At 32.3% G+C, this 18,962-nt stretch carries 19 protein-coding genes; 11 read left to right on the forward strand and 8 right to left on the reverse strand.

Translation table 11 applies throughout. The features are described from left to right. Positions 1 to 4: 4 nt before the first annotated feature. The 3 genes from V8G56_RS11575 to V8G56_RS11585 all read left to right on the forward strand — a co-directional run bounded on the left by V8G56_RS11575 (position 5) and on the right by V8G56_RS11585 (position 1,225). Entirely contained in the window at positions 5 to 520 is a 516-nt protein-coding gene (locus tag V8G56_RS11575; RefSeq protein ID WP_395438613.1) for a GNAT family N-acetyltransferase, read from the forward strand. 19 nt (positions 521 to 539) lie between these two features. Beyond that, positions 540 to 782, forward strand: coding sequence for a CBU_0592 family membrane protein (locus V8G56_RS11580; protein WP_395438614.1), 243 nt, complete (start codon positions 540 to 542; stop codon positions 780 to 782). Between the two features lie 92 nt (positions 783 to 874). Next, the gene (locus V8G56_RS11585; protein WP_395438615.1) at positions 875 to 1,225 is read left to right on the forward strand and encodes a hypothetical protein; all 351 of its coding nucleotides are present in this window, start codon (positions 875 to 877) and stop codon (positions 1,223 to 1,225) included. A 33-nt stretch (positions 1,226 to 1,258) separates the two neighbouring features. Here V8G56_RS11585 and V8G56_RS11590 read toward each other — a convergent pair whose 3' ends face one another. Next, entirely contained in the window at positions 1,259 to 2,743 is a 1,485-nt protein-coding gene (locus V8G56_RS11590) for an aminopeptidase P N-terminal domain-containing protein (RefSeq protein WP_395438616.1), read from the reverse strand. A gap of 217 nt (positions 2,744 to 2,960) precedes the next feature. Here V8G56_RS11590 and gcvT point away from each other — a divergent pair, with 217 nt between their 5' ends. The 7 genes from gcvT to V8G56_RS11625 all read left to right on the forward strand — a co-directional run bounded on the left by gcvT (position 2,961) and on the right by V8G56_RS11625 (position 10,909). After that, entirely contained in the window at positions 2,961 to 4,043 is a 1,083-nt protein-coding gene (gene gcvT, locus V8G56_RS11595; RefSeq protein WP_395438617.1) for a glycine cleavage system aminomethyltransferase GcvT, read from the forward strand. A gap of 33 nt (positions 4,044 to 4,076) precedes the next feature. Beyond that, positions 4,077 to 4,904, forward strand: coding sequence for a sugar nucleotide-binding protein (locus V8G56_RS11600; protein ID WP_395438618.1), 828 nt, complete (start codon positions 4,077 to 4,079; stop codon positions 4,902 to 4,904). Positions 4,905 to 4,962: 58 nt separating this feature from the next. Beyond that, positions 4,963 to 5,253: a 4a-hydroxytetrahydrobiopterin dehydratase gene (locus V8G56_RS11605; RefSeq protein ID WP_331630454.1), complete on the forward strand. Its 291-nt coding sequence runs from the start codon at positions 4,963 to 4,965 to the stop codon at positions 5,251 to 5,253. Between the two features lie 88 nt (positions 5,254 to 5,341). Further along, positions 5,342 to 6,058 carry a YebC/PmpR family DNA-binding transcriptional regulator gene (locus V8G56_RS11610; RefSeq protein ID WP_331630452.1) on the forward strand — a complete coding sequence of 239 codons (717 nt, stop codon included), beginning with the start codon at positions 5,342 to 5,344 and terminating at the stop codon, positions 6,056 to 6,058. Positions 6,059 to 6,202: 144 nt separating this feature from the next. After that, the gene (locus V8G56_RS11615; RefSeq protein WP_395438619.1) at positions 6,203 to 6,658 is read left to right on the forward strand and encodes a VOC family protein; all 456 of its coding nucleotides are present in this window, start codon (positions 6,203 to 6,205) and stop codon (positions 6,656 to 6,658) included. 11 nt (positions 6,659 to 6,669) lie between these two features. Continuing rightward, a complete protein-coding gene (locus V8G56_RS11620) occupies positions 6,670 to 8,292 on the forward strand; it encodes a M1 family metallopeptidase (protein ID WP_395438620.1) in 1,623 nt (540 codons plus the stop codon). Positions 8,293 to 8,398: 106 nt separating this feature from the next. After that, on the forward strand, positions 8,399 to 10,909 hold the full coding sequence (locus tag V8G56_RS11625; protein ID WP_395438621.1) for a cation-translocating P-type ATPase: 2,511 nt from the start codon (positions 8,399 to 8,401) through the stop codon (positions 10,907 to 10,909). 106 nt (positions 10,910 to 11,015) lie between these two features. On the opposite strand, the gene V8G56_RS11630 is transcribed toward V8G56_RS11625, so the two are convergent. Beyond that, a complete protein-coding gene (locus V8G56_RS11630) occupies positions 11,016 to 11,744 on the reverse strand; it encodes an NYN domain-containing protein (protein WP_395438622.1) in 729 nt (242 codons plus the stop codon). Between the two features lie 204 nt (positions 11,745 to 11,948). On the opposite strand from V8G56_RS11630, the gene V8G56_RS11635 reads away from it, so the two are divergent. Beyond that, positions 11,949 to 14,519 (forward strand): zinc-dependent metalloprotease, encoded by a 2,571-nt coding sequence (locus V8G56_RS11635; RefSeq protein WP_395438623.1) that lies wholly within the window; start codon positions 11,949 to 11,951, stop codon positions 14,517 to 14,519. A 77-nt stretch (positions 14,520 to 14,596) separates the two neighbouring features. On the opposite strand, the gene V8G56_RS11640 is transcribed toward V8G56_RS11635, so the two are convergent. Genes V8G56_RS11640 through V8G56_RS11665 form a run of 6 tightly spaced genes read right to left on the reverse strand, consistent with a single transcriptional unit; the run spans position 14,597 to position 18,943 of the window. Beyond that, positions 14,597 to 15,145: a 1-acyl-sn-glycerol-3-phosphate acyltransferase gene (locus V8G56_RS11640; protein ID WP_395438624.1), complete on the reverse strand. Its 549-nt coding sequence runs from the start codon at positions 15,143 to 15,145 to the stop codon at positions 14,597 to 14,599. Between the two features lies 1 nt (position 15,146). Further along, positions 15,147 to 16,229, reverse strand: coding sequence for an iron-containing alcohol dehydrogenase family protein (locus V8G56_RS11645; RefSeq protein WP_395438625.1), 1,083 nt, complete (start codon positions 16,227 to 16,229; stop codon positions 15,147 to 15,149). Positions 16,230 to 16,284: 55 nt separating this feature from the next. Beyond that, positions 16,285 to 16,902: a CatA-like O-acetyltransferase gene (locus V8G56_RS11650; protein ID WP_395438626.1), complete on the reverse strand. Its 618-nt coding sequence runs from the start codon at positions 16,900 to 16,902 to the stop codon at positions 16,285 to 16,287. Between the two features lie 2 nt (positions 16,903 to 16,904). Next, positions 16,905 to 17,609 (reverse strand): HAD family hydrolase, encoded by a 705-nt coding sequence (locus tag V8G56_RS11655; RefSeq protein WP_395438627.1) that lies wholly within the window; start codon positions 17,607 to 17,609, stop codon positions 16,905 to 16,907. Then, complete coding sequence (kdsB, locus tag V8G56_RS11660; RefSeq protein WP_395438628.1) at positions 17,600 to 18,328, reverse strand: 3-deoxy-manno-octulosonate cytidylyltransferase; 729 nt, start codon at positions 18,326 to 18,328, stop codon at positions 17,600 to 17,602. Before kdsB ends, V8G56_RS11655 begins: the two co-directional genes overlap by 10 nt. 48 nt (positions 18,329 to 18,376) lie before the next feature. Beyond that, on the reverse strand, positions 18,377 to 18,943 hold the full coding sequence (locus V8G56_RS11665; RefSeq protein WP_395438629.1) for a DUF4126 domain-containing protein: 567 nt from the start codon (positions 18,941 to 18,943) through the stop codon (positions 18,377 to 18,379). Positions 18,944 to 18,962 lie beyond the last annotated feature (19 nt).

Here is an 18,962-nt window from a genome sequence, read left to right on the forward strand (position 1 = left end):
TCTTATGACATCTATTGTTAGAGCAACTTTAAAAGATATTGAACTACTTACCAAAATAGGTAAAACCTCCTTCTTACAAGCACATGGCAGAAGTGCTTCAGAAGAAAATATTAATGAATATGTGAACAAGAATTTCACAAATAAAGCCTTTGAAGACGCATTAAAAGACGCCAATAGTATTTTTTACATTATTTACTTTAATGAAACGGCTGTTGGCTATTCTAAAATTATTTATAATTATCAACATCCAAATATCCCCGTTAAAAACATCACCAAATTAGAGCGACTTTATTTATTGGAGGAGTTTCACAGTCTAAAATTAGGCTTAGAACTTTTTAATTTTAACCTTAATAAATCTGTTAAACATAAACAGGCGGGCATGTGGTTATTTGTATGGACAGAAAACCATAAAGCCATTAATTTTTATAAAAAGGCCGGATTTAAAATTGTGGGGCATCATGACTTTCAAATTACTGCAACACACTCCAATCCAAACCATCAAATGCTATTAACTTTTTAAAAATTAAATTTTCAACGACATGAATTTTATAGACTGGATTGGATTTTTAGGGGTTTTTCAAATATTACTGGCCTATGTTTTAAACGTTTCAGGAAAAGCATCAAATAAAAGTCTCATATTTATCATACTTAATTTTACCGGTGCTTCCATGGCTTGCCTTGCCTCTATCCTACTAAATTATTGGCCCTTTATTATTTTGGAAGCTGTTTGGGCATTAGTGTCATTATATTCAATGATTGTATATAAACGCATAACAGTATAAAAAACTTCTTTTTTTATTCAGAAAAGTCTAAATTAGATTAGTGTTTTAAAGATTTATTAAAGTAAACTCAACTAATTATTTAATCAGTTCGAATGAAAAAAGTAGTCTTTGTTTTCAGCATATTTTTAATAATTTCATGTTCACATCAAATCGATAAAGAGAATCTTATTGGCTTGTGGGACTGCACGTCTGCATTGGATATTGAATCTAATGAAATTTCGCTACCAGAAGGTGAGGAAAAATTTATCGTAACCATAACTTCAGATTCTATTATTATACCAGAAACAGGAATAGAAAAATATACTTGGGAAATCAAGGGTGATTCATTAGTTATAACTGATTTGATCACTGTTTACATAAAAGAATTAAAACCAACAGCACTCATTGTTGAATATGACTTTTTGGGACATACGCAATTAACTTTTAAAAAGATTAAAAAATAAGGTGATAATAAATTAAGCTATGAAATCAAACTCCTAATCCAACGTTGGTAATTCTAAACTTCCTAAAGGACTGGTTTCTTTCATTAAGGCTTCAATGGCTTCAGATTTACGCGGGGCTTCTGCAGATAACACAATAGGTCCATTTGCAGTAATTAACACATCATCTTCAATCCTCACAGCGATACCCCACCATTTTTTGTCACAGGGGCTTCCTTCAGGAATATAAATACCTGGCTCTACAGTAATGACCATATTAGGTTTAAAAGCTCCTCTCAAACTGGTGTCATGAACATCTAAACCAATATGGTGTGAAGTTCCATGAGGAAAATAACGTCTGGCTTCGATATCATCTTTAGCAATGCCTAAAGCAATCAAACCTTCATTGACTACTTTACGGGCGGCGTCATCTGGCGTTCTTAAATTATTTCCAATAACCGAAACTGCAATACCAGCTTCTTGTGCTTCATATACCAAATCATAAATAAGTTTTTGCTCCGGATTGAATTTTCCGTTAGCAGGGATGGTTCTGGTTACGTCCGCAGTATATCCATGGTACTCAGCACCTAAATCCATCAGAACCATATCATTATCAACTTTTAATTTACTGTTTTCAACATAATGTAGCACACAACCATTATTGCCAGCACCAACTATACTTGGATAACCCTCATACTCGCTGCCGTATTTTTTATACACATACTCATGGATACCCTGAATCTCTGCTTCAGACATACCAACATGCATCGCTTTCATAATTTCCCTTTGTCCCATAGCAGAGATACGAACTGCTTTGGTTAACAACTTCATTTCTTCTTCAGTTTTAATTTCACGAAGTCCGGCCATTAATTTTAATAAAGTCTCATTATCAACAGTTGCTTTTTTCTTTTGAATGGCATTGCTATTCCCATTCAATTCCACATTCATTTGATTATTTGGAATAACGGTGGTTTCGATTAAATCAATCTGAGTTTTAAAAGCTTTTATTAAATCAAATAAATCTGCATCATCGCGCTCAGAATCTCGGTAATCATCTTTAAATTCGTCAAACATGACCGCATCAAAATTCGCGAAATTAATGCCATTCTTTATAAATTCTTCTCCATTCAAAGCTATTTCAAACCCCAATTGTTGTTGAGCACCTTCAACCCCTAAGCGTTTACCTGTCCATTGTTCTGCCAAGGCATTTCGCTTTTGAACATATAATAATTCATTATAGGTTTCTCCTTTATCATTGGTTTGTTTATCAGAAAAAATAACTAAAACTGCATTGGGTTCTTTATAACCCGTTAAATAATAAAAATCCGGGTCCTGATGGTACACATATTCAACATCATTAGCCCTATTTCTTAAAGCATTAGCAAAGAAAACCGCCACTGTATTTTTAGGCATATCAGCTCTTAATCCGTCTCTTCTGCTCTTGTGAAATTCTGAAGTGAGGTAATCTGATGGCGTGCCATTTTGTGCAAGGGTTGAAAAAGTTACTAAGAAAAAACAAAGGAGTTGGATGGCTGGTTTCATGTTTTGAATTGATTTTAACGTGAAAAATAATAATAAAATTTGTAACTAAACATTAAATTTTTTGAGTTACTAATAAATTGTGTGATAAAATGACCAATCCAAAGCCTTCTGAAATTATGATTTTATTAACGCCATATTGCCTTTAATCTTTAAGTTTCTTAAAAAGAAATCTATAATTTTTCAATACATTTGCGCAACAAAAATTTAAACAATAAGTATGAAAAATACAGCTTTAACATCTACACATGAAGCATTAGGAGCAAAAATGGTTCCTTTTGCAGGTTTTAACATGCCTGTGCAATATGAAGGCGTCAATGCAGAACATGAAACAGTGCGTAATGCTGTTGGGGTATTTGATGTTTCACATATGGGTGAATTTTTGATTGAAGGTGAACATGCTTTAAAACTCATACAAAAAGTAACCAGTAATGATGCTGAAAAATTAACCATTGGAAAAGCTCAATACAGTTGTTTACCTAATGATAATGGTGGTATTGTAGATGATTTAATTGTTTACCAACTAAAGGAATTAACGTATTTATTGGTAGTGAATGCCAGCAATATTGAGAAGGACTGGAATTGGATACAATCAAAAAATGATGTAGGTGCCACTATGAGAAATCTGTCAGATGATTACTCTTTATTGGCTATTCAAGGTCCCAAAGCCGTGGAAGCCATGCAATCATTGACTAGTCATGATTTATCTACCATTCCATTTTACAATTTTATAGTGGGTGATTTTGCCGGTATTGAACATGTTATCATTTCAGCTACCGGTTATACAGGAAGTGGTGGTTTTGAAATATATTGCAAAAACTCTGAAGTCAAACAAATTTGGGATAAAGTATTTGAAGCAGGTGCTTCTTATGGTATTAAACCTATTGGACTGGCAGCAAGAGATACCTTGCGTTTAGAAATGGGTTATTGCTTATATGGTAATGACATTGATGACACTACCTCTCCTATTGAGGCTGGTTTAGGCTGGATTACTAAATTCAATAAGAAATTCACTAATTCTGAAGCTTTAGAAGCAGAAAAAGCAAACGGACCAAAACGTAAATTAGTGGCCTTTGAATTAGATGAGCGCGGTGTACCACGTCATGGTTATGATATTTTTGATAATAATGGCAATAAAATTGGAGTAGTTACTTCAGGTACCATGGCACCCTCATTAAATAAAGGTATTGGTATGGGATATGTAACCACAGGATTTTCTAAAGTTGGAAGTAAAATAAATATTCAGATTCGAAAAAACGCTATTCCTGCAACCATTGTAAAGCTTCCTTTTTATAAGGGCTAAAATTAATGACTCAAATGCCGTATTAAATTGAATTTGAAGAAAGAGAGCAAACACAGAATATTAATTTTAGGTGCCAGTGGGTTTTTAGGTGGCTCTTTATATAAAGAACTTTACCCCTATTTCAGAACTTTTGGTACTTACTACAAAGAGAATGCAAATTATATTAAGAACAACCATTTTTTTCAATATCATTTAGAAGAAGATGATATTTTTGAAATTCTGAATATAGTAAAACCTACTATTATTATTTCCTCTTTAAGAGGTGATTTTTCTGCACAGATAATAGTTCACAAACATATTATAGAATATATCACTTCTAATTCTTGTAAACTTATTTATTTATCATCAGCCAATGTTTTTGATGCTTATAGCAAATACCCTAGTTACGAACATGACAAAACATTAAGCAACAGTATTTATGGACATTTTAAAATAAAAATTGAAAACATGCTTTTAAGATTGCCAAAAAAGAAAGTTGCTATTATTAGAATGCCAATGGTTTTTGGAGCTCAATCACCAAGAATACAAATAATAAAGCAAAACCTTAACCAAAAGATTCCTATTGAGGTTTTTCCTAATTTAATTATGAATGTGACCACAGATTCAAAAGTTAGTCAGCAAATACATTATATCATTAATAGAAACAGGTTTGGTGTTTTTCATCTGGGTAGTAATGATTTAGTGCATCATGATGATTTTATAAAAGAAATTATTGAGTCATTAGGACAAAAAAATGCCGTCTTTAAAAATGTATATACTACAAATGACGACCGGTATTTAGCAGTATTACCAAAAGATAATTTATTACCAAAGCATCTGCAGTTATACAGTCAAGAAATATTAACAGAAATGAAATTATAATATATATTCTACAATCAAATCATTAAATTAGTAAACAGACCATTAAAAGATAAATATCATGAGTAAACTGTCAGAACAAGAAATAGAAAAAAGACTATTAAGATTTCCAGATTGGGAATATTATGATGATGCTATACATGCTGAATTTGAATTCGAAAATTTTAAAGATTGCTTTAGCGCTATGAGCAGAATAGCCTTTGAGTGCGAAGCATTAAATCATCATCCGGACTGGTCCAATGTTTATAATGTTTTAACTATTTCATTATCAACCCATTCGGCACATGGCGTTACAGATTTAGACTTTAAACTGGCAGAAGCTATTGAAACTATTGTTGAGCCTGAAGAATAATTTTATTTTTTCGGTCAGCCTTATTACTTTTGCGCTCAGAATTTAAAATATAAAACACCCTAAATCAGGGACTTAAAATAACATTAATATGGGAAGAGCTTTTGAATTTAGAAAAGCACGTAAAATGAAGCGTTGGTCGGCTATGAGCAAAGCTTTTACACGTATTGGGAAAGATATCGTCATGGCAGTCAAAGAAGGCGGACCAGACCCGGCAAGTAACTCACGGTTAAGAGCTGTGATTCAAAACGCCAAGTCCGTAAACATGCCTAAAGACAATGTGGAGCGTGCTATCAAAAAGGCAAGTGACAAAACCCAGGGCGATTATAAAGAAGTTATTTTTGAAGGATATGCACCACATGGGATTGCTGTATTAGTTGAAACTGCAACGGACAATAATACGAGAACTGTGGCCAATGTAAGAAGTTATTTTAATAAATGTGACGGCAGTTTAGGAACCTCTGGTTCGGTGGTTTTTATGTTCGATCACACTTGTAATTTTAGAATCAAAGCAGACGGTTTAGATCCTGAAGAAATAGAATTAGAATTCATTGATTATGGTGCAGAAGAAGTATTTGCCGATGAAGATGGTATATTAATTTATGCGCCTTTTGAAAGTTTTGGTGCCATTCAAGCCGCTTTAGAAGAAAAGAATATTGAAATTTTATCATCAGGTTTTGAAAGAATTCCGCAGGTTACAAAAGAATTGTCTGCTGAAGAGGCCGCTGATGTTGAAAAACTATTAGAAAAACTTGAAGAAGATGATGATGTGCAATATGTTTATCACACCATGCAAGAAACTGAATAATATATTATTTGTTAAAGATATAAAAGGAGAGCATTTGCTCTCTTTTTTTATATGAATGGAATTCTTTATTGCGTGTTCAATCAATTTCATTTTTTGAAGATTTATTATCTATATTTACATACAAACCAATCCATTAATAAATACATGAGAAAGATATTTGTATTCCTCATCTTACTAACAAGTTCATCTAAAGCATTTTGTCAAAGTGAAGATCAGTTTCAAGTCAAGCTTAATCACATAGCACTTTCTGTTCAAAATGTGGATAAAGCAGCAGAGTTTTATAAGAACGTCTTAAACCTTAATGAAATTACTAATCGAACAAAAATGGAAGGAATAAGATGGTTTTCGCTTGGAGATGGGAAAGAACTACATTTAATTTCAATTGTTAAAGAACCTGTTACTTTAAACAAAGCGGTTCACTTTGCTCTATCAACATCAAATTTTGATGTTTTTTTAAAAAAAGTCCAAGCAATGGAAATAACCTATTCTGACTGGCCTGGAGCATTAAACAAAGTAACACATAGAGCAGATGGCATTAAACAGATATATATTCAAGATACTGATGGCTACTGGATTGAAATAAACAGTGTAGAACAATAAATTATTTTTAAATGAAACTTAAACAGCGGTCCTTCAAACAATTTCTTTTTATAGTTTTTATCTTCAATTGTAGTTTTCTATATGTTTCAGCTCAAAATCATGACTCACGATTTCAATCTATAGATATTCTCAATTATAATTTCCATTTAACATTAACTGATGAATCCAATGAAATTGATGGTCTTGCTGAAATCACCATCAAATTCAAAAAATCTGTAACCAGTTTTGACCTTGATTTAGTTGAACAACAATCAAACAATATTGGCATGAAGGTAGATGCTATATTGGAAAACAATTTACCTATTATATTTAAGCATAATAGCAATCAATTGTTATTAAATATTCCTGAATCCAAAACTAATGATATAAGAATTTATACTATTAAATATCATGGCATTCCTACTGATGGTTTAATAATTTCAAAAAATAAATATGGAGACAGGACCTTTTTTGGTGATAACTGGCCCGACAGAGCTAAGAATTGGTTACCCGTAGTTGATCATCCATCTGATAAAGCAACTGTTGAATGGGATATCACAGCACCTTCACATTATCAAACAATTGGCAATGGAACTTTAATAGAACGCACTAATTTAGACAGAAATACAACCTTAACACGTTGGAAAATGCAAACCCCGATACCCGTAAAAGTGATGGTCATTGGTGTGGCCCAATTTGCTGTTGAAAATCTGGAGGAAATTTATAATATCCCGGTATCATCATGGGTCTATCCCCAAGACAGAGTCCATGGTTTTAAAGATTATGCTTTGGCCGTTCCAGTTCTGGACTTTATGATTAATCATGTGGGTCCTTATCCTTTTGAAAAGCTAGCTAATGTGCAGTCAAAAACGCTTTTCGGAGGTATGGAGAATGCGGGCAATATTTTCTATAATGAAAAAAGTGTGACTGGAAATGGTGATTACGAAGCCGTTATTGCCCATGAAATTGCCCACCAATGGTTTGGAGATTCAGCTTCAGAACTCAACTGGCATCACGTTTGGCTAAGTGAAGGGTTTGCTACTTATTTTGAAAATTTATTTTATGAAAACAGATACGGACGTGATTCTTTTGTAAGAAAATTAAAAGAAGATAGACTGAAAGCTTTGCAATATTATAATAAGAATCAATCTCCTATTATAGATACGACAGTTACTGATTATGCAAAATTATTAAGTCCTCATACCTATGAAAAAGCTTCATGGGTATTACATATGCTAAGGAAAAAATTAGGTGATAAATTATTTTGGGAAGGCATTAAAACCTATTACGATACTTATAAATACAGCAACGCGCTTTCTGAAGATTTTCAACATGTCATGGAACTTATTTCTGGATCAGATTTAAACTCCTTTTTCAAACAATGGTTATACCAATCTGGACATCCAATACTTGATATTGTTTGGAATACAACCGCTAGATTAAATATTGAAATTAAACAAACTCAAGAAAATCTGTTCCTTTTTCCTGTTGATTTGAAAATTAATTTTGAAGACGGCAGTTCATCTATCGAAACTATAGATGTAAATGATAGACTTCAAAAAATAACATTCCCAAAATCTAAAAACATTTCGTCCATGGAGATAGACCCCAATACATGGCTGTTTTTTGATTTAAACTCCATAAAAAAAGAATAATCATTAGCTTGGTTAATAAAAATATACTCATTTAATAGATGATTTATTTTGTACTTTTATATTAATTAATGGATAATTATATCTTTTAATTTTTTATAAAAATAACATGCCTATTCCTGCTCAAAATAATTCCAAAATAAAAGGATTAACTGACGCAGAAGTTCAAGCTTCAAGAACGAAATATGGTAGAAATGTTTTAAGTTCTAAAAAAAACAACACGTTTTTATTAGCAATAAAAAACATTTTAAAAGAACCCATGATTATTTTATTACTGGTTGCGTCCAGCATCTATTTTATAAGTGGAGAAATTGGCGATGGTATTTTTCTTGCTTCAGCCATTATATTAGTCGCAATTATTTCTTTACATCAAGATTCCAGAAGTAGAAATGCCATAGAAAAATTAAAAATATTCTCCCAACCTCATTGTAAGGTCATAAGAAACGACATAACTGAAGAGCTTAAAAGTGAAGATTTAGTTGTTGGTGACCACTTAATACTTGAAGAAGGCACCTTTATTACTGCAGATGGTTACATTATTCATTCCAATGATTTTTCAGTAAACGAATCTATTCTAACAGGAGAAGCCTTCAGCGTATTTAAAGATAAAACAAAAAAAGATAATACCGTTTATTCGGGAACCTATGTAACTAGCGGTTTAGCCATTGTTAAAATAACAAATATTGGAAATGAAACGAAGCTTGGTAAAATTGGAAAAAGTTTAGAAAGCATCTCTGAAGAAAAAACGCCATTAGAAACACAAATAAGTGCTTTTGTAAAAAAAATGGTATTCGCCGGAACCATCATTTTTCTAATTGTTTGGGTTATTAATTACTACCAATCATATAATTTACTCGATAGTTTGCTTAAGGCACTTACCCTAGCAATGAGTATTTTACCAGAAGAAATTCCTGTAGCTTTTACAACTTTTATGGCATTAGGCGCTTGGCGATTAATGAAATTAGGCATTGTTGTGAAACAATTGAAAACGGTAGAAACCTTAGGAAGTGCTACCGTCATTTGTACTGATAAAACAGGTACCATCACTGAAAACAAAATGAGCTTAGCTGAAATATATGTGCACTCAAGCGGAAAAATCAAGAACCTAAAGGATGGTAATTTGACCAATGATGAAGAAAATCTAATTACGCTGTCCATGTGGGCTAGTGAGCCTATCCCTTTTGATCCCATGGAAATTGCTTTGCATCAGGCTTATTCAGATATGAACAGAATAGATGAACGCAGTAATTATAAAATAATTCACGAATATCCATTGTCGGGGAACCCCCCTATGATGACTCATGTTTTTCAAAATAAAAATGGGAAGACCGTTATTGCTTCTAAAGGCGCTCCGGAGGCTTTTTTTGAGATTTCAAATTTATCTCAACTTGAAAAAGAACAGTTTGAAAACATCGTTCAAAAATTTTCCTATGAAGGCTATCGTGTATTAGGAGTTGCTGAATATATATTTGAAGGCCAGGATTTTCCTCAAAAACAACAGGATTTCAAATTTGATTTTAAAGGCCTTATCGCTTTTTATGATCCCCCTAAAAAAAATATTTCTGAGGTTATAGAAAGCTTTTATAAGGCAGGGATTTCAGTAAAAATTATTACAGGCGACAATAATGAAACAACGACTTCCATAGCCAAACAAATTGGTTTTAAGGGGTATGAAAAATGCATATCTGGTGGAGAACTAATGAAATTAAATGATTCAGAATTGGAGGAATGTGTCATGCAAACTAATATATTCACCAGAATGTTCCCAGAAGCTAAATTAAAAATAATTAATGCTTTAAAATCTAAAAATCAAGTGGTTGCAATGACCGGTGACGGCGTAAATGATGGTCCGGCATTAAAAGCGGCTCATATTGGTATTGCAATGGGTAAAAAAGGCACTGAAATTGCAAAACAAGCAGCATCGTTAATTTTACTTGAAGATGATTTATCAAAAATGGTGGACGCTATAGCTATGGGACGCAGGATTTACAAAAACTTAAAAAAAGCCATACAGTATATCATATCCATTCATATACCAATTATTCTTACGGTATTTATTCCATTAGCACTAGGCTGGGTATATCCCAATATATTTTCACCAATTCATATCATATTTTTAGAATTAATAATGGGTCCTACCTGCTCTATCATATTTGAAAATGAACCAATGGAAGTAAACACTATGTCTCAAAAGCCAAGACCTTTGTCCACAACATTTTTTAGTTTTAGAGAGTTAACAACCAGTATTATTCAAGGATTAACGATTACACTTGGAACATTATTTACATATCAATATGCAATCCAAAATAATTATGCAGAAACCTTAACAAGAACCATGGTTTTCACTGTTTTAATAGCAGCTAATATTTTCTTAACATTAGTAAATCGCTCTTTTTACTATACTATTTTAACCACCATTAAATATAAAAACAACTTAGTACTATTAATAATTTCAATTACGGTTACAATAGTTAGTTTATTGCTATTTGTAAAACCATTGACTGGCTTTTTTGAATTTGAACAATTAAATTTTAATCAAATATTATTATGCATAGGCATTGGTTTTGCTTCGGTAATTTGGTTCGAACTGGTTAAAATATTTAAAATCAGAACAAATTAATAATGAACGCATTTTCAAACATTGAACTTATAGGTAAAATTGCCAACAATTCGATTTATAAAAATGTAAAAAAGTAGATTATAATTATTTAGATTAAAAGAGAATATTATTTATTTCTAACATAAATGAGTTTAAATCTGCCATTACTTTGATCTCTTTGTTCCATTTCAAAAGTATCTAAAGACTTAAAAAGTGGTGTCAGTTTTTCAAAACCAAAATTTCTTGCATCAAAATTAGGTTGCTTTTTTAATATTAAAGAACCTACATCCCCTAAAAATGCCCAACCATCATCATCAGCTGCATCGCTTACAGAATTTTTCAGCATGCGTATAACTTTTGGGGTGATGTTATATAAATTTTTCTTTTCTGACTTCCCATTAACATCCGACTTTTCGACATGGGTATTTAAGATTTCTAAATAAATGAACTTGTCGCAAGCTACAATAAAAGGATCAGGCGTTTTCTTTTCGCCTATTCCAAACACTTGTAACCCCGCTTCTCGCAAACGAGTAGCAAGTTTTGTGAAATCACTATCAGATGAAGCCAAACAAAATCCACCTACTTTATTGGAATATAAAATATCCATAGCATCAATAATCATAGCAGAATCAGTAGCATTTTTACCGGTTGTATAACTATATTGCTGTACTGGACTTATAGCATTTTCAAGCAGAACATTTTTCCATTTTGCTAAATGAGGTTTTGTCCAATCACCGTAAATTCTTTTTATAGTGGGTGTTCCATATTTAGCAATTTCTTCCATCATCTCCTTGATGTACTTTGAAGGAATATTATCACCATCAATTAAAACGGCTATTTTTAAATCTTTTATCATATCGTCAAAGTTACAAAATAATTAAAGTTGCCGTTAATATTTATTTATAAAGAAGCATGTATAACAATTAAATCATTCTCTTTTAACACTTTTTAACAAAGAAGACAGAAATATAATATTTAATTTTAGGCGACTAATTCAAAATAATTTTCAAATCATTAGAAATATCTAAAGAAAAAGATGAAACAAATCCAATTTAAAAGCATGAAAACTCTTAGTTTATTTATGCTATTAGTGTTGTTTATAATACCTCAAAACCATGAGGCTCAAAACAGAAGGAACAAGAAAAAAGATAATAATTCTGAAAGTGTTCAAAAACCGGCAGCCAAGGATAAAGAAAAAACCATTCAAGAGCTTGTAAAGTCGAGTAAAGAAATTGATGGTCTATTTAAAATTTATCAAGATACAATTAAGGGTACTATCCAAATGCTTATCTCCAAAGATCAAATAGCTAAAGAATTTATTTACTTCAGTCAGATTGGTAATGGGGTTATTGATGCCGGAGGTTTTAGAGGCGCCTATACTGGATCAAAGGTGTTCAAAATTGAAAAATATTTCAATAATTTAGAATTTATTACTCAAAATACCTCATTTTATTTTAATCCTAACAGCCCTTTATCAAAATCAAAAGAGGCCAATATTAGCAACGGAAATATGGCCAGTATTGAAATTGAAGCCTATGATAAAGAAAAGGGTCTTTACTTAATTAAAGCAGATAATTTATTTCTAAGTGAAACATTATCTCAAATTAAAAGGCCATCCAGACCTGGAGAATCTCCCACTTCATTCAAACTTGGTAGTTTAGATAAATCTAAAACCAAAATTAACGCGATTAGAAATTATGATAAAAATACTGATTTAGCTGTTGAATATGTTTACTCATCCCCTTCTGTACTAAACGGAGGTTCAAATGCGGTTGCAGACGGAAGAAATGTTAGCATTCAAGTTTACCATAGTTTGATTGCTATGCCAGAAAATAATTATGAACCAAGATTTGATGATCAACGTGTGGGTTATTTTACAACTCAGGTTGAAGATCAAACAACCACTAGTTCTGCACCATATAGAGATTTAATTCATAGATGGAATTTAGTTAAGAAAAATCCAGAAGCCCCGATTTCAGAACCGGTTCAACCAATAACTTGGTGGATTGAAAATTCTACACCTTTTGAATGGAGAGAAACCATAAAAGATGCTGTACTACAATGGAATGTAGCCTTTGAAAAAGCAGGATTTAAAAACGCTATGGTTGTTAAAGTGCAACCTAATGATGCCACTTGGGACGCTGGAGATATTAGATACAATGTGTTGCGTTGGACTTCTTCACCTAATCCGCCTTTTGGAGGCTATGGACCAAGTTTTGTGAATCCTAAAACAGGAGAAATTTTGGGTGCAGATGTTATGCTAGAATTTGCTCATTTTACTAATAGAGTATTATATGATAAAGTATTTGAATTAGCTTCAATTCATAAACCATTTGATAATACTGATATAAATAATCAAAGCGGAAAATATTGCTCTCTTGGAGAAGAATTACATCAAGAATTGATGTTTGCTAATGCCGTTGCTTCTGCTTCTGGAGCTTCAGATAGAGAGGTTGAACGCATAAAAAAGGAATCTATGATGGCTTTGATTATGCATGAAGTTGGGCATACTTTAGGACTGAACCACAACATGAAGGCCAGTCAATTATATTCTCCGGAACAATTGAATAATGCAGATTTTATTGAAGGAAAATGTTTAACAGCTTCAGTAATGGATTATGCTGCTTTAAATGTAACAAAAGATAGAAGTAAACAAGGGCAATATGACGATGTGGCTGTTGGTCCATATGATCTTTGGGCCATTCAATTAGGATATACAGCGTTTAAAACAGAAGATGAACGCCAAGCTTTATTAAATGAATCAACAAAACCAGAACATATTTTTGGAAATGATGCTGATGATATGCGTTCTCCTGGAAAAGCAATTGACCCAAGAGTGAACGTTTCAGATCAATCCAATGACCAAATAAAATGGGCTATTGATAGAATTGAATTATCCAATAATTTAATGAAAGAAACCAAATCTAGGTTTACTAAAAATGGCGACTCTTATCAAGAATTAAGACGTGTTTATTATCTGTTAAGTGGACAAAAAGGTTCGGCTGCCAATACCATTTCCAGATTTATTGGAGGTGTTTATGTAGATCGTGCCGTTGCAGGGCAAGAAGGTGCAACACAACCTTATACCCCTGTAAGCTTAAAAGACCAAAAAAGAGCTATGGCTGCATTAAGTAAGTATGTCTTTGCTCCTAATGCTTTTGATGCTCCAGATGATCTATATAATTATCTGGCTATGCAACGCAGAGGATTTAATTTTAGAACTCCAGAAGACCCAAAAATTCACAACCAGGTATTAAGTTATCAAAAAAATGTATTGAATCATCTTTTACATTATAATACCCTTCAAAGAATATCAGATTCTGAATTATATGGTAATCAATATACGCTTTCATCTGTTATGAAAGATTTAAATGATGCTATTTTAAAACCAGATATTTCTGGCAACGTCAATTCATTTAGACAAAATCTACAAATAGAATATACCAATAATTTGATCGCAATATTAACCGGAAAGCAATCGGATAATTATACCAACAATGCAAAATCTATGGCTTTATACAATTTAAATGCGATTAGAGCAATGGCTGCTCCAACAGGAGACATTGCTTCTAGAGCTCATAAGCAACATTTAAGAACGCTTATTGATAATGCATTAAAAGAAGTAAAATAGAATATCTTATTTCAATAAAAAAAACAACTTCGATCAACCTTTGAAGTTGTTTTTTTTATTTTATATAATAAGTACTTTTAGGAATATTCTGGTATTTTACCCTTCACATCTTTGTAAAAATTATGCATAAATTCAAAATCCTTTTCAATATTGTCTGTTGGATAAAAAGGTTCTGAGATTTTATTTTGTTTGTTCTCAAAATCTAGGGTAAACATAATAATTGGCACTTTGGCTTCTTTAGCTATGTAATAAAAACCTGTGCGCCATTTATCAACTTTTTTGCGTGTTCCTTCGGGTGACATGGCCATTCTAAATTCATCCTTTTCATTAAAAAGTTTAGCAATGGCACTGACTTTATTTTCTTTGGTATGTCGATCTATGGGCGCTCCACCTAATAACCTAAAAAGCCAGCCTATAGGAAATACAAACAATTCCTTTTTACCAACAAAATTAGTTTTTACATTTAAAACCGCACGCAGTAAAACACCAATGTAGAAATCATGCCAGCTGGTATGAGGTGCAGCTATAATAACTGCTTTTTTTATTTCATCTTTTGATAAATCGGTGTTTCCAACAACTTTCCAACCTAAAATCTTAAAATATATAAATTTAGCGAGCCATTGCATATTACATTTTTTTATAAAGACTTTTTAATTTTTCTCGCGTAATTATTTTCTGCCAATTTTTACCTAAGGCATTTTCCCAAAGTGGCACTAAACCTAATGAAATATTTATCATTTTATCAAATTCAGAATCATCTAAATGAGCACAAATCCCTGTAGGGATGTATATATCGTGTTTCTTTACCATGTCTTTAAACAGAGCAACGCCTTCCGGATAAAATTCTCCTAATTGATCGAATACAATACAGTTTCCAATGCCGTGTTTTGTTCCTAATAAATAAGACAACCCATAACTCATTGCATGTGCAACACCTACTTGAGAATAAGCAATACTCATACCGCCATGCCATGAAGCCATCATTAGTTTATCCTGAGCGTCATTTACTGAAAGATTGTCTCCTAAAAATATTTCTTTACATAGTTGTAATGCCATATCACCATAGGATCGGCTAAAGGCATTTAAAAAAGTGCCTGTCAAAGACTCTACACAATGTATATAACAATCCATTCCTGTATAAAACCATTGATTTTTTGGAACATCTTTAGTTAATTCGGGATCAAGAATAACTTGATCAAAGGGTGTATAATCTGAATTGATTCCCAATTTTTTTTCTGGTCCTGTAAGCACGCAGGTTCTAGAAACTTCAGCACCTGTACCTGACAAAGTGGGAACACCCACATGGTAAACAGCTGGATTTTTAACCAAGTCCCATCCTTGATAATTTTTAGCTTCACCTTCATTATTTATCATGATGGATACTGCTTTTGCTAAATCTAAAATTGTGCCACCTCCAATACCAATAATCCCTGAGGTTCCTTGCCTAGATGTGAGTATAATTTCTTCCACCAAACTGTCTACTTGTGATGTTTTAGGCTCTTCATTAGCCGATATATAAAGAACTTTATCATCATAGGCTAGAGGAATTCTTGAGGTTAACCAGGCATTCCCCTTAAATACATCATCTACCAGAAAAATAAAAGGGGCATTAACATTGAGTCGTTTTGGTGATATGATCTCTTCTAATTGATTAAAACTACCTCTGCCAAAAACTACTCTTGGTACCATTGGAAAATTTCTATAACTCATCTTATCAATATTTTATAAATATTTTATAAATATTAAAATTAACACTATTTTGAAATTAATTATTTAAAAACCTTTGAAACTTTTCAGCAAATAATCCAACATCATAACCATCAACTAAGGCGTGATTAACACTTATTGAGACATTCATTACTAAACCATCACCCGTTTTATGGGTTTTGCTAAACGCCAATTTAGGAACAGAGTCAAAATGTTTTGAAATTGGTTCTTTATGACCTGTAAAATTAACCCATGGCATAGCGGAACAATGAATACAGTCCAATCCGTTTTTTGGTGGGTACAAATCAGTTGAATTTTCTATTCTTAATTTTTCTGATTCTATATTTTCTATAAAAACCTCCAAATTCTTATGAAAATCAACAAAAGAAAATCCATATGTATGATCCTCTCTCATTATAGTTGGTGAGGCATGAATCACGTCATATTCAACCACATCTTCATTAATAACCCTAAACTTTAGGGGTTTTACGGCATTAATTGCTTTCATACAATCATGCAAATATTTGGCAAAAAAACTCAGATTATTATCTTTTGCAAATTGATAGGCTTTTGAAACATTATACGGCATAGTAACTGCAAAATAGGGGTCCATTAACCCCCTAAAATGATAATAATGCTGCTTCCTGTTCCAGGTGTTAATGTCTAATACCTTCATCTCTAATTTAACAATTTTTTCAACTCTCTTAAACTGCTAATTGTTTTATAGGTTTTTCCATTAGTTTCTTTTTCAGTTACTTGCTCATGCGCCCAAGTAGTGTGAAATGGCACATGAATGGCATGAGCCTTTAAATGAACCAACGGTAAAATGTCTGATTTTAATGAATTACCAATCATTAAAAATTCTGAAGGTTTAATGTCTAAATGATTTAAAAGTTTTGAATAATTCACGTCTTGTTTATCACTCATCACTTCAATATGATGAAAATACTCTGTTAAACCAGATTTTTCAAGTTTACGTTCCTGATCAAGTAAATCACCTTTTGTTGCTAATATTAATCTGTATTTTTTTGATAGATCCTTAAGCACCTCTTCCACTCCATCTAATAATTCTACAGGTTTTTCAAGCATGTTTTTTCCAATATTCAAAATATCATGAATGGTTTTTTGAGAGACATTGTGATTCGATATTTCTAAAGCCATTTCAACCATTGATAAAGCAAAGGCTTTAACGCCATAACCATATAATGGAAGATTCTTCATTTCCATTTTAAAAAGCTCTTGATCTGTTTTATTTGGCGTTTCATATTCAACCATTAAATCACAAAACTGCTCTTCAGCCTCACGAAAATAGGTTTCATTAACCCATAAGGTGTCATCTGCATCAAAACCAATAACTTTTATGTCTTTATATTTTATTTCCATATTTTTCTTGCACGTTCTAAATCTTCAGGGGTATCAATTTCAACGCTATCCACATTTGACTCTACCATTTTGATGCGTCTGCCATATTCTAAATATCTGATACATTCAATTTTTTCTGAGGCTTCCAATGTTAACATAGGTAAACGATAAAAATCTAAAATAGCCTCCTTTCTAAACGCATAAACTCCTTTATGCTTAAAATATTTAGCTCCAACATTTTTATCTCTTGGATAAGGAATTGGGCTTCTTGAAAAGTACAAAGCAAAATTATTGTTGTCAACAACCACCTTTACAGTATTAGGATTATTTATTTCATCCCAATCTGTGATTTGCCCCATCAAAGAAGCTAAGTCTATTTTTTTATCACCATCATCTTTAAAAACTTCCATCAGTTTTAGTAAGGATTCTTTATCAGTAAATGGTTCATCACCTTGCACATTAACAACAATATCAATGTCCAAAAATTCAACGGCTTCAGCTATTCTATCACTACCACATTCATGCTCTTTTATGCTCATCATCGCCTTACCACCATTATTTACAATTTCATCATAAATAATTTTACTGTCAGTGACAACGATGACATCATCGAATAAATTGGTTGCTACTGTAGCCTCATAAGTTCTTAAAATAACCGTTTTACCTCCAAGGTCTTGCATTAGCTTACCTGGAAAACGAGAAGCACTGTAGCGTGCTGGAATCATTGAAATTATTTTCATCAATATTTATCTAAAATGAATGTCAAAAATATAATATTTATTAAGAACCTAAACTTTGGATTTAGTAAACTTTCTATATAATCTAAAAATGATTAAAAATATAAGAAAAACAAAAATGATAGCAATAACCGGAAGCACAATTGAAATGAATGACATTACAATAGCCGTTCCTGTTTCAATGAAAGAAACAACAGGATTTCCTATTCCACCTGTGGTGGCTGTTGATGTTAATCTCGTGGCACTTGAAGTGCCAGATATGACTGCTGCTGTTCCTCCTCCAGCTATTATTGCTAATACCCATGTAATTTCCGGATTAAAGTTGACCAGTGTTGATAAAACAATTATGGTTCCTGCTAAACCCGCTAAAGGCACTGCCATACTATCGAGCAGATTATCAACATACGGAATAAAATAAGCAACTATTTCAACAATAGTAGCGACTCCTAAAATAATCATACTGGAAAGACTTCCAATCCATATCCAGGACTCATTCAATTCTAAAAAATTAAAATAGCCTGCCATACTAATTGCAAATAATGGCAAAAAAACCCGAAATCCAGCAGAGGCTGCAAGGCCAACCCCGAGACAGATACTTAATATGGACTCTACATTCACAATCTAAATATAATCAAAA

The organism is Gaetbulibacter aquiaggeris (assembly GCF_044003965.1).
GTDB lineage: Bacteria > Bacteroidota > Bacteroidia > Flavobacteriales > Flavobacteriaceae > Yeosuana > Yeosuana aquiaggeris.